The 20,299-nt window shown below is 39.8% G+C and carries 19 protein-coding genes and 1 pseudogene; 19 read left to right on the top strand and 1 reads right to left on the bottom strand.

All coding sequences use genetic code 11. The features are described 5' to 3' along the window. Positions 1-62 precede the first annotated feature (62 nt). The 15 genes and pseudogenes from DESPCE1_RS0113435 to DESPCE1_RS21455 all read left to right on the top strand — a co-directional run. Positions 63-1,574 (top strand): IMP dehydrogenase, encoded by a 1,512-nt coding sequence (locus tag DESPCE1_RS0113435; protein WP_014794479.1) that lies wholly within the window; start codon positions 63-65, stop codon positions 1,572-1,574. A 241-nt stretch (positions 1,575-1,815) separates the two neighbouring features. After that, complete coding sequence (locus DESPCE1_RS0113430; RefSeq protein WP_014794478.1) at positions 1,816-2,154, top strand: iron-sulfur cluster assembly accessory protein; 339 nt, start codon at positions 1,816-1,818, stop codon at positions 2,152-2,154. 78 nt (positions 2,155-2,232) lie between these two features. Then, positions 2,233-2,775, top strand: coding sequence for a hypothetical protein (locus DESPCE1_RS0113425; protein ID WP_019850793.1), 543 nt, complete (start codon positions 2,233-2,235; stop codon positions 2,773-2,775). A gap of 87 nt (positions 2,776-2,862) precedes the next feature. Further along, positions 2,863-4,701, top strand: coding sequence for an LTA synthase family protein (locus DESPCE1_RS0113420; protein WP_014794476.1), 1,839 nt, complete (start codon positions 2,863-2,865; stop codon positions 4,699-4,701). A gap of 407 nt (positions 4,702-5,108) precedes the next feature. Continuing rightward, positions 5,109-5,450 carry an iron chaperone gene (locus tag DESPCE1_RS0113415; protein WP_019850792.1) on the top strand — a complete coding sequence of 114 codons (342 nt, stop codon included), beginning with the start codon at positions 5,109-5,111 and terminating at the stop codon, positions 5,448-5,450. A 101-nt stretch (positions 5,451-5,551) separates the two neighbouring features. Further along, a complete protein-coding gene (locus DESPCE1_RS0113410) occupies positions 5,552-6,187 on the top strand; it encodes a hypothetical protein (RefSeq protein WP_019850791.1) in 636 nt (211 codons plus the stop codon). 246 nt (positions 6,188-6,433) lie between these two features. Then, positions 6,434-6,934, top strand: coding sequence for a hypothetical protein (locus tag DESPCE1_RS0113400; RefSeq protein WP_019850789.1), 501 nt, complete (start codon positions 6,434-6,436; stop codon positions 6,932-6,934). A gap of 283 nt (positions 6,935-7,217) precedes the next feature. Continuing rightward, the gene (locus DESPCE1_RS0113395) at positions 7,218-7,721 is read left to right on the top strand and encodes a hypothetical protein (protein WP_019850788.1); all 504 of its coding nucleotides are present in this window, start codon (positions 7,218-7,220) and stop codon (positions 7,719-7,721) included. A 218-nt stretch (positions 7,722-7,939) separates the two neighbouring features. Continuing rightward, positions 7,940-8,599, top strand: coding sequence for a B3/4 domain-containing protein (locus tag DESPCE1_RS0113390; protein ID WP_019850787.1), 660 nt, complete (start codon positions 7,940-7,942; stop codon positions 8,597-8,599). Positions 8,600-8,930: 331 nt separating this feature from the next. Beyond that, positions 8,931-9,416, top strand: coding sequence for a hypothetical protein (locus tag DESPCE1_RS21920; protein ID WP_019850786.1), 486 nt, complete (start codon positions 8,931-8,933; stop codon positions 9,414-9,416). Positions 9,417-9,600: 184 nt separating this feature from the next. Next, on the top strand, positions 9,601-10,008 hold the full coding sequence (locus tag DESPCE1_RS0113380) for a VOC family protein (protein WP_019850785.1): 408 nt from the start codon (positions 9,601-9,603) through the stop codon (positions 10,006-10,008). Positions 10,009-10,197: 189 nt separating this feature from the next. Further along, positions 10,198-10,953, top strand: a complete 756-nt coding sequence (locus DESPCE1_RS0113375; protein ID WP_019850784.1) for a sugar phosphate isomerase/epimerase — start codon at positions 10,198-10,200, stop codon at positions 10,951-10,953. Between the two features lie 235 nt (positions 10,954-11,188). Further along, a complete protein-coding gene (locus DESPCE1_RS21460; RefSeq protein WP_019850783.1) occupies positions 11,189-11,920 on the top strand; it encodes a hypothetical protein in 732 nt (243 codons plus the stop codon). Between the two features lie 728 nt (positions 11,921-12,648). Then, entirely contained in the window at positions 12,649-14,145 is a 1,497-nt protein-coding gene (locus DESPCE1_RS0113365) for a DUF3800 domain-containing protein (RefSeq protein ID WP_019850782.1), read from the top strand. 487 nt (positions 14,146-14,632) lie between these two features. Further along, positions 14,633-15,058: pseudogene (locus tag DESPCE1_RS21455) on the top strand (RNA methyltransferase); the annotation flags it as partial. A 453-nt stretch (positions 15,059-15,511) separates the two neighbouring features. On the opposite strand, the gene DESPCE1_RS23805 reads toward DESPCE1_RS21455, so the two are convergent. Then, positions 15,512-15,853, bottom strand: a complete 342-nt coding sequence (locus DESPCE1_RS23805; protein WP_019850779.1) for an IS110 family transposase — start codon at positions 15,851-15,853, stop codon at positions 15,512-15,514. A gap of 356 nt (positions 15,854-16,209) precedes the next feature. Between DESPCE1_RS23805 and DESPCE1_RS0113350 the strand changes: the two genes are divergently transcribed. From DESPCE1_RS0113350 to DESPCE1_RS21445, 4 genes are all read left to right on the top strand, one after another. Continuing rightward, the gene (locus DESPCE1_RS0113350; protein ID WP_014794469.1) at positions 16,210-16,887 is read left to right on the top strand and encodes a hypothetical protein; all 678 of its coding nucleotides are present in this window, start codon (positions 16,210-16,212) and stop codon (positions 16,885-16,887) included. A gap of 187 nt (positions 16,888-17,074) precedes the next feature. Beyond that, a complete protein-coding gene (locus DESPCE1_RS0113345) occupies positions 17,075-17,368 on the top strand; it encodes a hypothetical protein (RefSeq protein WP_014794467.1) in 294 nt (97 codons plus the stop codon). A gap of 347 nt (positions 17,369-17,715) precedes the next feature. Next, positions 17,716-18,903: a hypothetical protein gene (locus tag DESPCE1_RS0113340; RefSeq protein WP_019850778.1), complete on the top strand. Its 1,188-nt coding sequence runs from the start codon at positions 17,716-17,718 to the stop codon at positions 18,901-18,903. Between the two features lie 673 nt (positions 18,904-19,576). Continuing rightward, positions 19,577-20,245: a hypothetical protein gene (locus tag DESPCE1_RS21445; protein ID WP_019850776.1), complete on the top strand. Its 669-nt coding sequence runs from the start codon at positions 19,577-19,579 to the stop codon at positions 20,243-20,245. Positions 20,246-20,299 lie beyond the last annotated feature (54 nt).

The raw sequence follows: 20,299 nt of genomic DNA, 5'->3' as shown, positions 1-20,299 counted from the left end.
TTTTTATCCGGGTGATAATGATAAGATAAAAGATAAAAGTTTTTAAATCAGGAGTGATAGAAATGGCATTATTTTTTGACGAACCTTCACGGACTTTTGGAGAATACCTCTTGGTCCCAGGATATTCCTCTACCGATTGTATACCTACTAATGTAAGTTTGAAAACACCGGTGGTTAAGTTCAAAAAAGGGGAACAATCCTCTATTATGATGAATATTCCCCTTGTCTCAGCCATCATGCAATCCGTCTCCGATGATAAAATGGCTATCGCCTTGGCCAAAGAGGGAGGAATCTCCTTTATTTATGGCTCCCAGACTATAGAAAACCAAGCCCAAATGGTAGCCAAAGTAAAAAACCATAAGGCAGGCTTTGTCATTAGCGATTCCAATGTGAAGCCGGAGGATACTTTGGCAGATATTTTGGCTTTAAAAGAGAAAACAGGCCATTCAACGGTTGCTGTCACCGATGACGGCACAGCGAATGGAAAATTAGCCGGTCTTGTAACCAGCCGTGATTATCGGGTGAGCCGGATGTCCACCGATACCAAAGTCGCGGAATTTATGACTAAATTCGAGGACCTTATTTGCGCTGACGAAAAGACCACACTTAAGGAAGCCAATGATATTATCTGGGAGCATAAATTAAACTCTTTGCCTCTCATCGATAAAGACCAGCGTTTGAAAACCATGGTTTTCCGCAAGGACTATGACTCCAACAAAGAAAATGAGAATGAGCTTCTGGATACTTCCAAACGTTATGTGGTAGGAGCCGGTATCAATACTCGGGATTATGCAGAGCGCATCCCCGCTTTGGTCAATGCGGGAGCAGATGTTTTGTGCATTGATTCCTCGGAAGGTTTTACAGAATGGCAGAAGATAACCATAGACTGGATCCGTGAGCATTACGGTGATAAGGTTAAAGTGGGTGCCGGTAATGTGGTGGATCGGGAGGGCTTCCTATTCCTGGCTAAAGCTGGGGCTGATTTTGTTAAAGTAGGAATTGGCGGCGGTTCTATTTGTATTACTCGGGAGCAAAAGGGAATTGGTCGCGGACAGGCCACAGCCGTAATTGAAGTGGCCAAAGCTCGGGATGAGTATTTTGAAGAGACAGGGATCTATGTCCCGATCTGCTCCGACGGCGGGATTGTCCATGACTATCATATGACTTTGGCTTTGGCCATGGGTTCAGACTTCATTATGTTGGGACGATATTTTGCTCGCTTTGATGAAAGTCCTACCAATAAGGTCAATGTCAATGGTAACTATATGAAAGAATACTGGGGTGAAGGCTCTAACCGGGCAAGAAACTGGGAGCGTTATGACATGGGCGGAGACAAAAAGCTTTCCTTTGAGGAAGGTGTCGATTCTTATGTGCCTTATGCCGGAAGTTTAAAGGACAACGTGACCCTCTCCTTAAATAAAGTTCGCTCTACCATGTGCAACTGCGGTGTTCTGTCCATTCCTGATTTACAAGAGAAAGCGAGAATTACTCTGGTTTCGGCAACCAGCATTGTAGAAGGCGGTTCACACGATGTGGTTCTCAAGGATAATAATATGGTGGATTATATGAAATAAGGTAATCGCTCCGGCAACGATACTTCAGATGGATCTCATCTGAAGTTCGTTTTTCTTGCACATTCGAAAAGTAACCTTTCCCTTACTGCTTAGAAATGTTATAATTATCCTGAAACATAAGAGATGACATTAACTGATTTAAGGAGTTTGTTGGAAAGGATAACTAATCAGGACCTACGAGTACACAGCTTGCAGTGTTAAAATAACAATAATCGCTAGGTCAAAATAAGGAGTTGGAAAAATGGTTAAAATTTCAGAACTTGCAGCCCAGAAAGTTAAGGAAGTGCAAAAAGCACAGAATAAGGAGAATTGCTATCTTCGTCTCTATCTGGCGGGATTTGGTTGTGGTGGCCCAAGTTTTGGGATGGCCTTGGAAGATGCTAAGACAGAAATGGATGTTCTGGACGAAGAGCATGGAGTATCCGTTATTACAGCCAGCTCCCTTTCCGAATATCTTGAAGATGCCTTTATCGATTTTATAGAAACTGAAGAAAGCAGTGGTTTTGAGATCCGTTTGGCGAAGGATTTTGGCGGACAAGGTTGCGGCAGCAGTTGTGGCGGCTGCGGCGGAAGTTGCTAAGGAATTGAACCACATGAATAAGAGAGCTCTCTATGGGCTCTCTTTGTGTTTAATCGCCTTGAAAAAGGAGGAAAGAAAATGAAAAAGGTAGTATTATGCATCATTTTATTCTTTGTTTTTCTCCTTATTCCCAGTTGCCAATCGAATAAATCTGTGGGTGAAAAGACGATTGAAGGATTCCTTCTGGAGCTTTATCAGGTTGACAATACGGAAGATTATCAGGAACTTAATGAAAAGCATAGCCAATATTTGCAAGAAATAAGCAACTCAATGCCAAGGCAAGCAGGAATGCAGACCATGGACCCAGAGGACTTTGCGGAACTATTCAAACCCTATAGCGCAAAGTTTAAAAAGTATTGCTCAGAGGCTGCTTTGCAGGAATTGTTTAGTAACAGGTATATCATGAAATATGATCAATTGGCATGGGAAGAAGAATGTCAATTCTATGTAAGAGACGTTAAGATTAGTCAAGACCAGGATAGGCAATATTCTTACACTATAGAAGTCGAGAAAAGATTAAAGGATGGAAGCACTCAAGCCAAGAATGGGGAAGGAATTGTCCAATTAGATGAGGAAGGCTATGTTAATCGTTTTATAATCACAAAGAGAGTGGATTTTTAACTCTCATGAGGTTTAGGCACTTGGAGAGGATTGTGTTACAATAAATGCTGTTGTTTTCATAAATGAAGTTTAACTATAGGTGATACAATGTCCGTTCTACAATATAAATCCGTAAAGAGAAACCTCCGCATAATATTTGATCTTATACCGGATCCTTTTTGGTGGGGATCCTTTATTATTGGCTATATTAAAGTGATCGCCTTTATGGGATTGACCACATCCTGGAACAACTCATGGGAATTTTACTTTATCAATAATTATGCCTTGTCCAGCACTCTTGCTTTCTGTTTTACTCTCTTATTCTTTTCCATTCCTTTGCTTTTTAAAGGAAGAAGCCGTCTCTGGGTAACCTGGGCCTTTGGTGCACTCCTGGCCTTTTTATTACTGGCTGATTTGGTATACTATCGGGGATATGGTGATTTTCTTACCTTTCACCTTGTCGCTCAATTAACCAATCTTGAAGACCTAGGCAGTTCGATCCTATCTCTGCTTTATTTGCCCGATGCTCTTTTTGCCATCGACTGTATATTGGCTCTTTTATTGCTTGTCTTGAGAAGAGAATCAGGAAAGGACATTAGACGGCAAATCCCTTGGTTCCTTCTTATTTGGGTATTGGCTACGGGATTTATTTATTCAGCCCATTATCGTTATGACCAAGTGGAGAATGGGCAAAATCATATTGTTTTTCGGATATGCTGGGCTCCTACAGACAGTATGAGAAATTTATCTCCTATCGGCTATCATTTCTATGACGGTTATGTTTATTTTAAGGAAAATCAGATCATTGAGCTGACTCCTGAACAGGAGGAAGAGATCCAAAACTGGTATGTGCAAAATCAGGAAGATTTACCTTCCGATGAGTATAAAGGACTGTTTGCGGGACAAAATCTTATTCTGTTACAGGTAGAGTCCCTGGAGAATTTCGTCATCAATCAAAGCTACAATAATCAAGAAATAACTCCGACTCTGAATCGGCTTTTGCAGGATAGCATCTATTTTCCTAATTTCTATGAACAAGTATGGAATGGAACTACTTCTGATGCTGAGCTCCTGGCCAATGCCTCCGTCTATCCGGTAAGAAGGGGGAGTACCTTCTTCAGATATCCCCTCAACGAATATAATTCTCTGCCTAAGCTTCTTGCTGAAAAAGGATACGCTACCCAGGCCAGCCATCCCGATAATGCCGGCTACTGGAACTGGGTTCAGGCCTTAATAGGTATGGGTTTCTCCAATACACTGGATATTAAAGACTTTGTTATGGATGAGAAAATTGGTCTGGGATTAAGCGATAGCAGCTATCTCCGACAAATGCTTCCTATTCTTGAGCGGTCTTCTCAGCCCTTCTATGATTTCATCATCACCATGACCAGTCATGGCCCCTATGATCTGCCAAAGGAGTATCGTGAACTGGAAATCGATCCTCGGATTGACCGGACAAAACTGGGAGGGTATTTCCAAAGCATTCATTACACAGATAAGCAGATTGGTATGTTCATAGAATCTCTTGATCAGAAAGGGCTTTTAGAGAATACAGTGATTGTCATTTATGGTGATCATGGCGGGATTCATAAATATTACAACGATGAGCTCCCCGGCATCCAGCCTCAGGAAGATTGGTGGATGGAGAACGACCCTAAGGTTCCTTTCCTTATCTACAAAAAGGGCTTGGGTCCTAAGGTTATTGAAACCACAGGAGGGCAGATTGATATTTTGCCAACGGTTGCTTATTTGATGGGGATAGAAGAAGAGAAGTATGTCAAGACTACCCAAGGTCGAAATCTTATGACGACCCAAAGGGATTATGCTGTTTTGGCTGACGGAACCTTTGTCGGCACCAGCAAGGAGCTTGAAGACCATGCAGTGAAGGGGTTAACCCTTTCTGATTTAATCATCCAAAGTAATTATTTTGACAAAAATGCAAAATAGGGCATTCGGAATTTTATAGCAAGTAATTTTAGCAAAGCAGGAAGGGTCTGTCGTAAGGCAGACCCTTCCTGCTTTTGTATGGGAGGTATCGGGAAGATGTACTTGGGGAGGAGAGGACGGCTAAGAGCTTAAGCTTAGCGATTGTTCGGAAATCAGCCCAAATTATGCATCGATGCACAATTTGGGAGACGAATTTATCGGTGAAGGTGCTAACTCCTTAGCCCTAGGGGTTGTCTAAAATTTGGATAATTTGGAGGAATATTTAAAGAAGGGTTGAATTGTAATATTAGTGGTTGCTTTTTGTATAAACTATAAGTTCTAGATTAAACATGTCAAAGCGTTAGGAAATAAGTTTTTTCTTCGTATTTGGCAAGGCAAACAAATAAAGAGCGCGGGGGTGTATTTAGATGAATGAAGTAGACGCATATATTAAAGGCTTCCCTGTCGAAGTACAGGAGCGATTGATAGCAATCAGAAATATTGTCCTTGATTTAGCCCCACAGGCTACCGAACGAATTTGTATGAGCATACCTACATATGATTTGAACGGAAAATGGTTGGTTCATTTTGCCGGATTTAAAAAGCATATTGGCTTTTATCCACAACCTGAAGGTATAGCAGCATTCAAAGAAAAACTATCTGAGTATAAAACCTCAAAAGGGACAGTGCAATTCCCCTTGGGTGAACCATTGCCCTTAGATTTGATTCGTGAAATAGTTAGGTTCAGGGTAGAAGAACAATTAAAATAACCGGGAAGCTCAAGGGGACGCCGTCCTGGCGTTACTGAATCCTTGAGCGTACAAAGCATAACATTATATATTGGCAATGATACAAAATGGAGGAGAAAGATTTGAGAAGAACACTCTTTTGGGTAATCCTTATTTGTATCCTCTTTTTCACAGCAGGGTGTGCTAAGTCAACGGACTTAAATGACTTAATTAACATGAGCAGAGACATCCAAGAGTTTTACTACGAAGAACGCAATTCTAAAGGAATAGTCTTTGATGGTAAGGTTTGGGCTAAGGATAATCAATTTAAGCGTGAAGTAACTATATACAGCGATAATGTGGCGGTAGACACAATCGGATATATAAGAGATGGCTCAGGTAAGATGACAAAGTATAAGGTTCAAAGCAAGAATACATCAGCCGCTGTAGCAACAGGAATGATAGGAAAATTTGAGGGAATAAGAGGGAACTCTTTTTTGAGATACATTGATATGATAGACCCGAAAAGTGCGGAAATAGTGGGGACAGAAAAAGTGGAAGGAAGGCAGAGTGTAATTGTCAAGACAAACATAGCTAATAGGGTAGATCCATCTAAAATATGGATAGATAAGAAAACAGGAGTTCCAACAAAAATCGAATTTGCTGAGAATGAGAAGATTTTGACCTCATTAACTTATAAGAATGTAAAAATAGGTCCCGGCTCGGTCTCTGATAAAAAATTCTCTGTTCCTAAGTCAGCAATAATCCTAGAGGAATAGTAGAAGATTAGATAAACGGAGGGGAGATTGAGATGAACCCGATACACTTCGATTTTACATTATTGGCACAAACGATTTCTTTCCTGGTACTTGTTTTAATCCTTTGTATATTGATTAGCGTGCCATTCATTTTAAGGAAAAGAAAAAGGAATCAGGAAATACTTGAGAAGCTGGATAGGGTTATAGACTTAATGGAAAATAGAGAAAAGCGATCGTAAGTACCGTTAAAGATTTAGGGGGTAAATAGTGAAAAGAATTAAATGCTTAATTCTTCTTTTAAGTGCGTTAGCAATTTTTATTCTAGGTTTAACGCTATATAAGAATTACCCTATCTTAGAGGCTTATTATTATAATAGAAGCATTTCTGTTGCAACAATTAAACTCTTTATGCCAGAAGGGGAATTGATAAGTACCATGGATGAAGAAGCGGAGTTTGTCTATGGAATGGGTGGAAATGGATGGAGATTCAGCAATAATAAGATTTTTGTGATGACATCATCGCTTGGATTATTCCAGAACAAAGTGTCATCGATTGATACTGAGAATCCATCATATAGCATCCTCGGAATTAAAGTGGGTGACACTTATGATTCAGCTGTAACTACCTTGAAAAAGCGCGGATTCAAGGAATCCAGTCACGACATTTATACGAGGGGTGATGTCACGATTCAACTTTCCGGTGGGAGTAAAATCAGTCAATTAAAGATTAGAATCGAAGACCCTGCCTATAAAGGTGTACAGTTTTAGCACAGGATAGTTTAAAGGTGCGACAATGTCGACCATGGCGGCAAGAATGAGTTGAAAAAGAGAGAGAAATATAGTGAAGTCTCTACTGTAGATAGTTGGGATTTGCGCAATACTATGCGCAAATCCCTCTTGAGAACACGAAAAGGCGCATGGATGTTGCGGTAAAAAGACGTTAGGCGACAGAAATTGATTTGGGGTCTGTTGAAGGAATGATCTGGGGGGATGGACCATTAGAACACCGATCAGAATTCACAAATCTATATATCGGAGTATTGTTTATATCATGTTTAGCGGATTAGTTGCCTTAACAGCTTGCTCTACTTTGGATACGGCATCAATAGATTCGGCACATCAGTTTGTTGTAGATACTGATACTGGTGACCAGGGACCAGTGCTTCGACTTTTAACCCAGGATAGAAAGGCGAAAATTGAAATCTTTGATGGAGAGTTTGCTGACGGAACGAAGATTTTGGAATCGGTTGTTTACGAACTGCGATTTGATAAATGGAACCAGATAACCATAGGGCAATCACCTTACAAGTCTAACGACCCAGTGAGGATATCTGGTGGAGGCCAATTCGGAATAATCGAAGTCATTGATCCAAACATCATTTACGTGGACTATGAAACGCAAAAGGATAAGATACAATTGACTATCATTCAGGTGAAATCTCGTAGATTCGTTGTCTATCAAAAGGTACAAGGAAACAAGGAGTATTATCAAATTCGCGGCGTTAGTAAAGATGGCGAAACTATATGGCAACTCTTCCCTGAGGGGTATTGGTAACAGTAAGTATTTGGAGAAAAGTAGCAAGTGATTTCCGTCGCCTAACACGTCCATTCCCGCAACTTAGAAAATATGAATGTAATATGACGCTGCGGGAATGGCGAAAACGTTATATGACATTTCCAGCAGGAACGCCCGCCGTCCATGGCGGGATTTAGACAAGAGATTATTTCGTACTTGTAGGTTTTTACGAAATAATGAATGGGGGTACCCTTTTAATGCAAGTTCAGATCAGCCACGATCTAAAAGAACGATGGGATAATGTATGTTTAGGCGTATTGATATATTCTGCCAACGTCGAGGGAAGTTCTCCTCAATTGGTCGAGTTCTTTCAGAGAACGATTGATCAATTGAATAATCAGTATTCGATGCCTGAAATTGCCGATATACCACATGTTCGGTCAACACGAAATGCCTATAAAGCGTTGGGCAAATCTCCTTCAGACTACAGAAATGCTGCCGAGGCAATGCTTCGTCGAATCGTAAAGAGTAATGGTCTTTATCATATCAATAATGTTATTGATATTAACAATTTGATGTCTGTCACAACAGGTTATTCCATTGGTTCGTATGATACTGAGCAGCTTTCGGAACTAGTGGAGTTAAGAAGGGCGCCCGACGGAGAAAACTACCAGGGAATCGGGAAGGAGGCAGTCAATATTGAGCATTTGCCAACGCTTTACGATAGGCTGAGTGCTTTTGGCAATCCTACAAGCGATAGTAGGAGAGCAATGATTCAGACGGGAAATCGAACGATTATGACCGTGATTTATTCATTCGATGGTAAAAGTGATTTGCAAGAGGTGATCGATAGGTATTGTGAATTACTAAGACAATACTGTTGCGTTGAGGAAATTAAAACTATATTGGTCCTTTAGAGAGCAAATCCAAATTGGCATGTATCGCATTATTCTTAAATTGTGAACTAGTTATAGGAGTTGTCTGGGGGCGCGCCGTCCATGGCGCTCTGGCTTCGCGGGGCAGGGAAACGTCATATAACACAGAATTCCCCGCAACTAGAGGATGATGCATGTGGTTAGGACGCTGCGGGAATTCCTAAATGTTATCTGTCATTCGCATATCGGGGTTCAATCTGGGGTCTATATATATTTGCATATCATTTACGCTGTTGTTTTCATTACTTCTATCTTATTCAACTCTGACTTAATGGCATAGAATAATCTAGCAATTATTAAGGGGGGTAGAGTAATGAGGGATTATACCGTTAATGGTAATTTTGCGAAGCGGTATCTTGAGATAAAGGGTTATAAGATTATATCGTATGAAGGTTGTACTGAGATATACACATTAGAAAAATGGTTGCTCATCAAACTACCATATTCGCATTATTGGGAAGTACAAGATGAAGATCCTAATAAGTTTATTGGAAAGGTTGTCTCTGTTGAGCAATTTATTGTTTGTAATCATCTATTAGATCATTATGTAAAAGAAAAAGGGAAAACGAAGGTTTGGGTTTTTGTTATAGAAGGAGAATGTGTTGGTGGATGCTCTCTACCGGTAACGGACGAGCCTTTAATAGGAGGCGTTTATTCAATTGATGGAAGGTCGTGGGACGAGATTCACTCAATCCATGCACTTAGTTACTTAGAATGGAAGGAACAGTGGAATAAAAAATTCTCGCAAGAAGAAATTGTTCCTGTGCAGGTTCGGTTTATAAGTGCCAACGACAGATAACAGAGGAGTCCCGCAACTAGAGGATGATGAATGTGGTTGGGACGCTGCGGGACTCCTCGAAACGTTATCTGAAACGCTAGGTCTTGTTTTTTATTATCCTAAAAAAATCTATTCAATTAATTGAGTATCTTTTTAAGACCATTAGTATAGTTGATTCTTCGCGTAAGAGAGGGGTTAAGAGAACATGGGTTTAAAGTTTGATGCGTTTGGTATTTTCGTAAATGATCCGAAAGTTATGACCGAATTCTACAGAGATATCCTTGGAGTAGAAATTCAATGGGATGGAAATGGACCTCATGCTGAGTTTCTGCATGAAGGGATACGTTTCATGATGTATGAGAGAAAAGAGTTGCCAGGATATCTAGGGACAGAAGTGTCTTATCCAAATGGCATTAATGGCACATTTGAATTGGCAATTGATTTGCCTGAGTTTTCGGATGTAGATATAGAATTCAAGAGAGTTGTCGATTCTGGTGCTACGCCAGTTCTTTATCCAAGAACAGAACCATGGGGGATGCGGTCTTCATTTATACTTGATCCAGAAGGAAATCTGATTGAAATTGGTTCATGGGGGAAAGGCAAAAATAAATAGGTCCATTGTAAACAAAGTTTGCATGATTAATTAGCCGCGATTCAGATAACACAGAGTTCCCGTAACTTAGAGGATGATGAATGTGCTTGGGACGCTACGGGACTCCTAAACGTTATATGAAACGGCGCGGATTTAAGATTTATCACTTATTCTTATATGACTAAAAATTGGGGTGGGGGAACTGGGCTCATGAATAATGTATTAATCACAAATAGGTCTGAAGAATCTTATCTACTTTCTAAGGAATTCAGTTTAGGAATAGAAGTGCATGACTTCTTTTTTCCAGATGTCATGGATAACCCCCAACCTCATAATGACCGTATAAAACAAATGTTGGGCGGAATAAAACTACGTTCGGTACATGGTCCATTTTCCGACCTTGTTCCAGCTAGTTGCGATACTAAAATCGTTGAAGTTTGTAAGAGTAGATTCAAAAACGCCTTTGAAACGGCCAAGGAGCTAAGTGCGGAACATCTTATCTTTCATAGCGGGTTTATACCTAAAACATATTTCCCCAAAGATTGGTTAGACAATTCCACAAAGTTTTGGACAGACTTTTTATCTGATAAACCCAACTCAATGGAAATCCATATAGAGAATGTATATGAAGATGACTTTAACCTTCTTAAAGAATTAGTTGATGCAATAGGTGATCCTAGATTTTCAATTTGTTTAGATTTAGGTCATGTTAATGCAAACTCCACGAAAGAGCTTAACAATTGGATACAAGGTCTAAATGACAGGATTAGGTACGTTCACCTGCATAATAACAATGGAAAATTTGACGATCACTTTGGCCTTTGGAAGGGTGAAATCGATATGTTAAATACGTTAGAGTTGTTAAAAGTACATTCACCAAAAGCACTCTGGACAATAGAGACCCTTTCTGTGGATATTAAACCGTCAATTGACTGGCTGGTGGATAACGGATTTATAAAGGGTTAGTTTGTTTAAGTATTGCTTTGGGGGCGCCGCATCATATAACGGCGTATTGCCGACACTTAGAAAAGATGGATGTGGTTAGGACGCGTCGGCAATACGCGGAAGGTTATATCATAGAGCGTGCTATCCTAGCGTGAGTTTTGGGTACTATTTGTCAGTGGAAGGTTTTCGGTAGGATGCGTCCTATGGTACTGCAGGCAAAGAGATTCGCTTTTTTTAATATGAAAGGAGTAAAAATATGAAGGATAATGAAAAATATAACTTTTTAAGATTGGACATTACACTAAATAGAGGTGGATACGATTACGAGGACATACAAGAGCTCTTTGAGGAGCCATTTAGTACTCTTTATCTTACAAGAATTGGATTTGAGTGGCAACCGGCTGCGGTAGGTAGCAATTTTATCGAATTAAAATTGATATTTGACTTTGCCTTGATGGGTGTGGCAACGGTTGTTGTAGGGAAAGTAGCAAGTGACTTCGGCCAAATCGGAATCTTGAGAGAGGGATTAATAATGGATTTAGTAAATGACTTTGATAAAATCATCCGTGATGTATCCAGTGTATTGGGAAAGTCTATCGATAAATCCAAATATGAAATTATCGATAGAGGAATACCGCATCAACCAAGAAGTTTGCCGACCCGAATGATGGGGGTCTACACCTTTTGGTATGAAGGCGAATTTTTAAAAATAGGAAAAGCGGGACCTAGTAGTAATGCCAGGTTTTTGAGTCAGCATTATAATCCCAAATCAGCCCAAAGCACCCTAGCTGCATCGGTTTTGTCAGATAAGAGGATGCAAGATAAAGGTATAACTGAAAATAATGTTGGTGATTGGATAAAAAACAATTGTCGTAGGGTAGATATATTACTAGATTCGGATTTAGGAATATTCACATTGGAACTAATTGAAGCGGCACTTCATTATAAATATGAACCCATCTATGAAGGATTTGCCACACAAAGATAAATTGGAATTTGTTGTTTTGAGGTTAAGCGTATGGAAAAAATCATCATTTAGCGGCCTAGTGGTATGAAACTGCCAACTCACCAAACATGAGCTTTGGAAGCAAGGAATTTCTTATAGCAGCGAGTTTTGATTCTCAACTTGATTTGTAATACTGCAAGCTGCCATAGGTCGGTCCAATTACTTTAATAAAATTGTGCAGAACATCATAGTCTGGCAAAAGTACTTGCATCGACTTGACTCTATCTCGCGGCAGTTCGGTTTGACCTGTACTCCCAGTGTGCAGGGACTCAATCTCTTTTTCGTGGGACATACCCCACAGACTCATATAGTAGATCAATTCCTTCGTTGCGGGGCGTCATTATTGTTATATGAGAATCCACCGTAATATTGGTTTGTGTGCTACTGGCCTAATGTGTCATGTCCGGTGGAGTTGACTAAGAGATCTACAAACTCTAGCCTTTTTTCATTAATGCTCGGCAAATGAGTACGCGAAATTGATAAATCAATGGTATGATTGCGAATACATTTTTGATTCACAACTATCTGATCTGATTCATCAACATATTTGTGTAATACCACGAATGATAAGAGTTGTTAGGCTATTTAAAGCAACTTCCTGCCAGGCTTCAGGTTGTTCTCCACCGTACGGCTCATACTCCACAAATCACGACTTAAAAATGGCTTGTGCCATCTTCTCTAAATGATGATTTACCAAAGGAGGCAAGCTGATGGGTAATTACAATTTCTACTATGACGAGTCAGAGCATAGTAGGAAGATAAACCAAAAAACAATAACAGCGGATAACTACTACGACAGTTTTATTGCTGTGGTCGTTGGCTGGAACTCCGAAAATGAGGTTGACCTGCTTAGAAGGTATGTTGCATTTGAAGAGAAGTACCAGCACAGGCAGTCAAAAGGTGAATTAAAAAGCACCACTATCAAACAAAGTCAACTGAAAAGCGGCTTTGCATCCTTGAACCATGACAATATTTGTTTGTTGGAAGATTTTTTGGCTTTGTTTGATGATAAAACCCTCATATACTACGCAGTCATAAGCAAAATAGAATATATCATCAGGCAACTTTTTGAAGACTATAAAAACAGCCTTTTTGTAGACATGGACGCAATGAAATACTCCATCACAAAGGCATTAGTCTTGTATCAGCCAACGGAGATAATAGAGGGCCTCTATGAGAATACTGACGAACTTGTTACTCTACTGAAAATTTTCTTTAAGGCTCAAATTGAAAAGGACAAGGCAAACGAATCATTGAAGCAAAAGGAAATTGAGCAATTCAGCCAAATACTAATCCTTTTAGATAAAGTATCTACAATTAGAACAATAGACTGGAATTACGACATTTCTTTCGTAGGTTTCAAGAAATACCTTGCCGAAAAAGCAATAGGTAACTATTCATTAACTATAGATAAAGAGGGCGAGAATGGCAACACGGCAAAAGCGGCGGAGCGGGTAGGCCTACGCACTATTGCAGAAGCAGATTCATTTAACTCCTTCGGAATCCGTATGGCAGATATGTTGGCGGGTGTGATTTCAAAATTGCTTAAAGCACTGCATAATGCCCTACAATACACTTTGCCCGAAGAACAAGTTCACAAAAAAATTCTCGATAAAAGCTGGTTTATGATTAACGAGCGGCAGCTTGCGCTTTACAAGAAAATGCACAATGTAGTGGTCGAGGTAAACAAGGCTTGCTATAAAGCGTTCGCAGGAACATACTCAGATGACTTGATTGTGCTTATTGCTTTCTTGCAATTTATGAACCATTTTGAAATGGCGGAAGCAATAAAAAGTGACATTGATATGCAAGGTGAGTATTTTAACGCTTATTCTTGCAAAAGTTTGGCTGACTACTACGAACGAATGAGAAACAAGCTGTCTATCGACCCCATAGTCGATACTTCAAATGATTACTTCCTGAATCAAAGGGGCGCAAAAGTTTATTATGATAGCAATAAGCAACCGTTGCTTGAATTCAAAAACGGTCGGATTGTCTGTGACGTTTTGGCGGTCGGTTTTAGCAGAGAGATGATTCCATTAATAACGATAGCGGAAGCAAGCGAAGCCAAGTGCTATAGGCTTCCAACAGAGTTAGCAGACTGGGCTATGACTTTAGTCGGATTTGCCAATATGGGAGAGAACTTGTTTCCCTCAAAAGTTATGTTTTCTCATACCAAAGACGGATGTTACGCTGATATTTTGTAACGGATAAGATCCTATAGCATACACCGAAGCCAACTATGAAAACGCGGTGATTGTGTTCACGAAAACACAAATGAAGATGAGCTCTTAAAGTCAATAAAAAAATACTATTAAAAATTTGAGACTTATCAGTCAGATAATACATCATATAATATTTCTGACTGACTAATCCTGAGGCGTTGTGAACTTCCATTATTCTTATTTGATGTAAATAGGGCTTATCGAATTGTTAAAGGGGCCGCCGTCCGTGGCGTCCTCTGAATATGGGGACGTACGGCATCGTATAACACGGCATTTACGTAACTTTGTCAATATGAGAGTAATATGACGCTGCGTAAATGCCGGAGACGTTATATGACATTTCCTGCAGGACCGCCCGCCGTCCATGGCGGGATTTAGACAAGAGCGTTATTTCATACTTGTAGGATTTTATGTTACAAAAAATCAAGGTTTGATATGTTTCCACTAACCTCGAACATAAGGAGATAAAATGTCAAATATCATTGAGATAAGCGATTTTTCATCGCCCAATTTGGATGTCTTTGCTCGCCTGACGGAAACGCAGCTGCGCAACCGGTTGGAGCCGGAGATGGGCATCTTTATTGCTGAGAGTACCAAGGTAATTGGACTTGCCCTCGACGCTGGATGCGAGCCTATTTCACTTTTGATGGAGCGCAAATACATTAAAGGGCAGGCACACGATATAATCACCCGCTGCGGAGATATCCCCGTCTATACTGCCGATAGCAACCTGCTAGCAGGGTTGACTGGCTTTCAGCTGACCCGCGGTGTGTTGTGTGCCATGCGGCGTCCTCATCTACCCAGCGTTGAGGAGGCGTGTGCCGGTGCAAGTCGAGTGGCTGTGCTTGAAGGTATTGCGGACTCTACCAACGTCGGTGCCATTTTTCGCTCGGCCCCAATAGACCATTTGAGCCCGTATGTCAGTCAGAATATCTTGTTGGGATATGAGGAGCTCAATGTACATCCTTAAAACCCGTATATTTAACTGTTGGGCCCGGTTAAAAGGCAAACTTTCCTTGGCAGCCAAAATAAGTTTATCTGTTTTAAGTTTGCTCCAGTCCCTTGATTTCTTTGCAGGCTTAAGGCACTCAATGATCTGCTCACGGTTGGCAGATAAAATAGCCTTTGGCGAAGAAAAAGTAGAAAGGACCTTTAAAGCAGTAGGACTACATAAGTGAGCAAACACTGATTCAAACTTAGGAAATATAAGATCTAAAACAGAGCGAAACCTAAGTTGAGTTTCAGTATAAAGCGTATTAAAGCTATCATATTGCCGACAGAGGTTTTGCAATTCCAAGATGTGATCCTCAACAGGTTTGGCTTCAATAAATTCATTCAAATAGCAAACCTAAGCAATCCGATTCGCATCAATGGGGTCAGTCTTAACCTTGCGGACGGATTTCTTTTCAGCATGAGTTTGGAGAGGATTAAGAACAATTACTTTATAACCTGCATCTTGAAAGTAAGTTGTAATGGGCTTGGAGTAATTACCCGTCGCTTCCATAACTACATGAGGGCGTTTGCCAGTTTCACTTTCAAGTTTAAGAAGTATATCAGTTAATCTGGACATATCACTCGGAGAATGCAAGAAGGGAAAGGGTTTGGAAACAGACTCTTGATATCCTTTAAACAAAGCAGCTACACTCTTAGACTTAGAAATATCAATACTTAACACAGGAACATCGATCATGAAAAACCTCCTCTTTCACCGGGTTCCATCTTTAACAACCACCTTTAGGTTCGCATTGTGATACGGGCTCAAGGCCCAACCAGCTCAATCAAAGTATTGGTGCCAAAGAGGGTATAAACAGTTTATGTGACGGGATCCAGGTCCCAACAGAGTATACGTTCTTACCCAGTTTTCTTTCAGTATAAGGGAATATAAAAGAAAAAGGTCCATACCCAGATTGAACTGGTTATGAACCTATAATACGAACAGCGTATTACCGACACTTAGAAAAGATGGATGTGGTTAGGACGCGTCGGCAATACGCGGAACGTTAGGTGAAATAGGCTGATTATACTGCAAAAGGACGAAGATTTAGCATGAAATTATTTAAGTTGCTAATAGCCATAATTTCAGTGTCATTGCTCGTAAATGGATGTGCGAAAGATACAGACCATATATTAAATTTGGAGTTTAAGCCAATCGATATGAAATCTGAAATTACCATAATATCTGAACAAGCTATTGGCGAAATATCAAGTGAGCTGTTAGCAGATGATGCTTTAGCATTCCTTTATAAACCAAAAACAAATCAAGAAGAGTTTAATGGGGGCATTAAAATAAAGGATAGATATTATGATGTGGGTCAGATCTCTGTTTATCAAATAGGAAATGAAATTGAAGTAAAGGATCTGTTTGGGAAGAAGGTAATTAAGTTTAATGGTTCCCTTGGAGTAAATTACCGTCAAGCTATTTATATTTTGATTGAAGATCTTAAGCCAAGTGTATTACTTCAAGTCGATGGACATGTATTAGAAAAGGATATTGATATGGATAACGAACAAGAAGTAGTCTCAACGTGGGGGACTTTAGCAAACACGAAGATATATAAAAATATAGGAAATATTATTATGGTCTCAGATGTAAACGAATCTGTTAATGCACAAGTCGTAGTATACAGAAACGACTCTAACGTATTTGAAATTTATCAAAGGCCGAATGAGCCAAGGTATTATACACTTTCAAATCAAATTCTTACGGAAGTACAAAAGCCTTGAGATGCCTACTTCACCTAACAGAGGAGTCCCGCAACTAGAGGATGATGAATGTGGTTGGGAGGCTGCGGGACTCCTCGGGACGTTATGTGAAAGACCATGAGCGGATTGGGAAAAAGCGAATTATTATTTAGGTTATTATACGTTTGTAGGAGTCTGCGAGATAGACTTGAAAGGGAGAGTGATCTCAATGAGAATAGTAATCCAATTTTGCGTAAATGCAGATATATTTGATTGTCCGGTGGATATCTCTGACAACTTAATAGAATATCGAAATAAATTTATAGATTGGCTATATGATAATCAAAACAACCATTCATATTGGATTTATAAAAATGGAGAAAAGTATGGTTGTAGTTATCGTTCGGAAGCATTTGTCGAATGGTTAAACAAATTTGTTTTGTCTAATTCAATAATCAAAGCAAAGGTATTAGAAAGCAATGTTGAGAATTGGGATAATAGTCTTCTATCTACTGGATTTTAAATATCACACAAGAAGTTTATATTGTTGCGCAAACGTTATATTTAATCATTAATTTTGTTCTAGGGGGACGATTTAAGGGATTCCCTTTCGTAGTCGTCTCTGAATCTGGGCGCATGGTCCATCACATAACACGGCATTCCCGCCACTAGAGGATGATGGATGTGGTTGGGACGCTTCGGCAATTCGCGGGACGTTATATGCAATACCACAATTGCCACGCATCCATGCGTGGGTTATGGAGATTATTTTAGCAGTTTATGTAATTGTATATATTTATAACATAAGGATAGGCAAAAATTTGTAAAGCGATATTTATCGTAAATATTAATATTTCGGGGTGATGCTAGATGAAGCGAATCCTAATTTTTCTCCTTGTACTCTCCATACTTTTTGCTAGCGGATGCCAACACGATTCTACATTGAATCCGGGAAAGACACCCAGTGACAGTACAGTTGCGGAGAATACCGCCAAAGTAAATGCCAGCTTGTCAAAAGGCAGTGCGTCTGAATCCAAGGATAGTGGAGATAAGGACGACGTTATGCCCAATATGTCTGAAGAGCGCATAAATGCGCCGGACGCCAATGCCGGTTTGTCCGGAGATGACAGGGCCGCGCTCAAAGACGGCGCAGTTTGGGTGAAATACTTCAATACTTTTCTCCCGGTTTCGCGTATAGTGGATGGCCAGCAACAGCTGTTGAACAAAGAACCGGAGTGGTACTTTGAAATTCAAAAACGTCTTGGCGCGAATTATGAGCCAAACAAAGCAGTTATCTTCGATGCTCGCAAAATATATATCGGCTCAAAGGATAATATCTATGACAATCCTCTTTCTGAGGGCGCGTGGCTTTACAACCCATTAGGAGCATCAGGAGATGTGATAGCCATGTCGGGAGATTGGGAACCATTTGTCATAAAAGTGAGGTATGAGTGCTATTCGCTCGAATCACAGCCTGGTAATCAGTCTTGGGAGAACTATTTCAACGCCAAAATTAAAGAAGTATCCACTACCACTCCACTTATCATCAAGAATGCGTGGTTATTTGATATAGACGGCGACGGCAGGGAGGAAAGTATCGTCAACGCTAGCAACACAGTCTTTTCGAGCGGGCTTGAGCAGTCCCCCCCAGCCAGGAAGGATACCGCCATTTATACCCTGACGGCGTACTTTAATAGTGACGGAACCGCTATTGACATGGGCGGGCATGTCTCGGCAAGTGTTTCCAGTGAGCCTGTCAACTCGCAAAACAATATCCATGAAAGCTATACGTTTGATGAAAACAACCCGAAATATATAGAACAGTTTATCGCCGCTTATCAATATGACCGGAATGGCAACGTTGCAGTCTGCCCAATTTTCAATTACGGAGAATATAGCCGTTTGCCGGAAAAAAACATCCTCATCGCAGATATCGATGGCGACGGCAGGGTGGAGCTTCTGGCAATGTTTCCTCTCATCTATGCACCTATTACTGTGTACCAATTTAATGAGAACTGGCAGCCGTGCGTGCAATTTGCAATCTACACTCCCGCATAACCAAATTTCAATTTGCCGGAGGTTGTGAGCACATAATTTAATCATGGGTTGCATTGAATACGGAGAGTTCAAGGGGCGTCGTCCATGGCGGGATTAAACGGGAGTAATAATATACATCTTATTTGTATCATCAGCAGAACGTTTTGCATCATGCTCTTAATTGCTAAATACCGCGACCTGTTACTTAGATGTTTACTTTTTAATAGCATATATCTGGGAATTGTTGGAGAATAGTTTGCAGCTTGAAAATTAGTGATTGGAAAGGTTAGGGGGTGAATTTTTTGGAAGTCATACTAATTTACTTCCCATTAATTATCCTGTTCATAATCTATTATAAGGTGTTTAGAATTGCTTCGGACATAAAAGCAATTAAAGAAATACTCAAGGGCAATATTAAGAATGACCTATAGGCTTAGGAGAAAAGAACTTAGAATCTGATTGATTATGAGGAATTAAATCAGTTTTTTCCTTTGACAAAATAATAACCCCTACGATCATTAAAAATTTTGTTTTGGATTAGACTTGGAAGTTCAAAAATAGTTGGGTTTACTTTTATTCTATCTAGTAGTGCCACAGCTAGATATAGTGGAGATCGGGAGGAATTCTTGTTAGGCTACCGACACTTTTTATTCGTTCATTTATAGTACGACTTCAGTGTGAGCTTGTTATAATAATGCTCAAAATAAATGAAACATTAGTTTTAATTCAAGCTGAAGAGAAGAGAAATTTAAATATCAACAAGGGTGATGAAATCGAGGCCGAATTATCTGGAGGCACGCCGTCCATGGCGGGCTTTAGACGAGAGCTTTATTTCGTAATTGTAGGAAAATGTGAACTAAAATATGGGGGGATGGCTTTGAGGAAGTACATAGAATATATAGGTGTCTTGGTTATTTTCATAGTTTTACTTATAGCATCTAACGGGTTAAATCAATATATGAGAGCTTTAACAGATTCAACTTTTAATTATGCTTTGAATATTCCAGTCCAAATCATAGCGTCTTTTATTTTTGGTGTATTTATTGGAAGTTTACACTTTATAAATGAATATAAAAAAGTTGGTTCTTGGAAAGTAAATAAGGAAAGGTTATTGGTTCTGGGCTTACCGTTATTTATAACTTTAGTTATTGTCAATAGTCATTATCTGGGTATAACTTGGCCCCAACTAATCGTTAGCTTTAGCTTTTTTCTCTTAGTTGGTAATGGGATAAAATATGTTGCAGTTTTTCTAGGATACGTAGTAATTTCTTCATTTACAAAAAAGTATAGTAAAAGTATAGCAATAGTAGAGGAAGAAATAGAAGCAAAAGAGAATCAAACCACTCCCTATAATATCTTTTGATTTTCTTTGAATATCTCGCTTTTTCATAGAATTCCTTACCAAACAAACTAGCTC

Origin of the sequence: Desulfitobacterium sp. PCE1 (assembly GCF_000384015.1) — a bacterium.
Taxonomy (GTDB): Bacteria; Bacillota; Desulfitobacteriia; order Desulfitobacteriales; family Desulfitobacteriaceae; genus Desulfitobacterium; species Desulfitobacterium dehalogenans.
The sequence above is the reverse complement of the archived record's forward strand: the minus strand, read 5'-3'. Positions and strand labels throughout refer to the sequence as shown.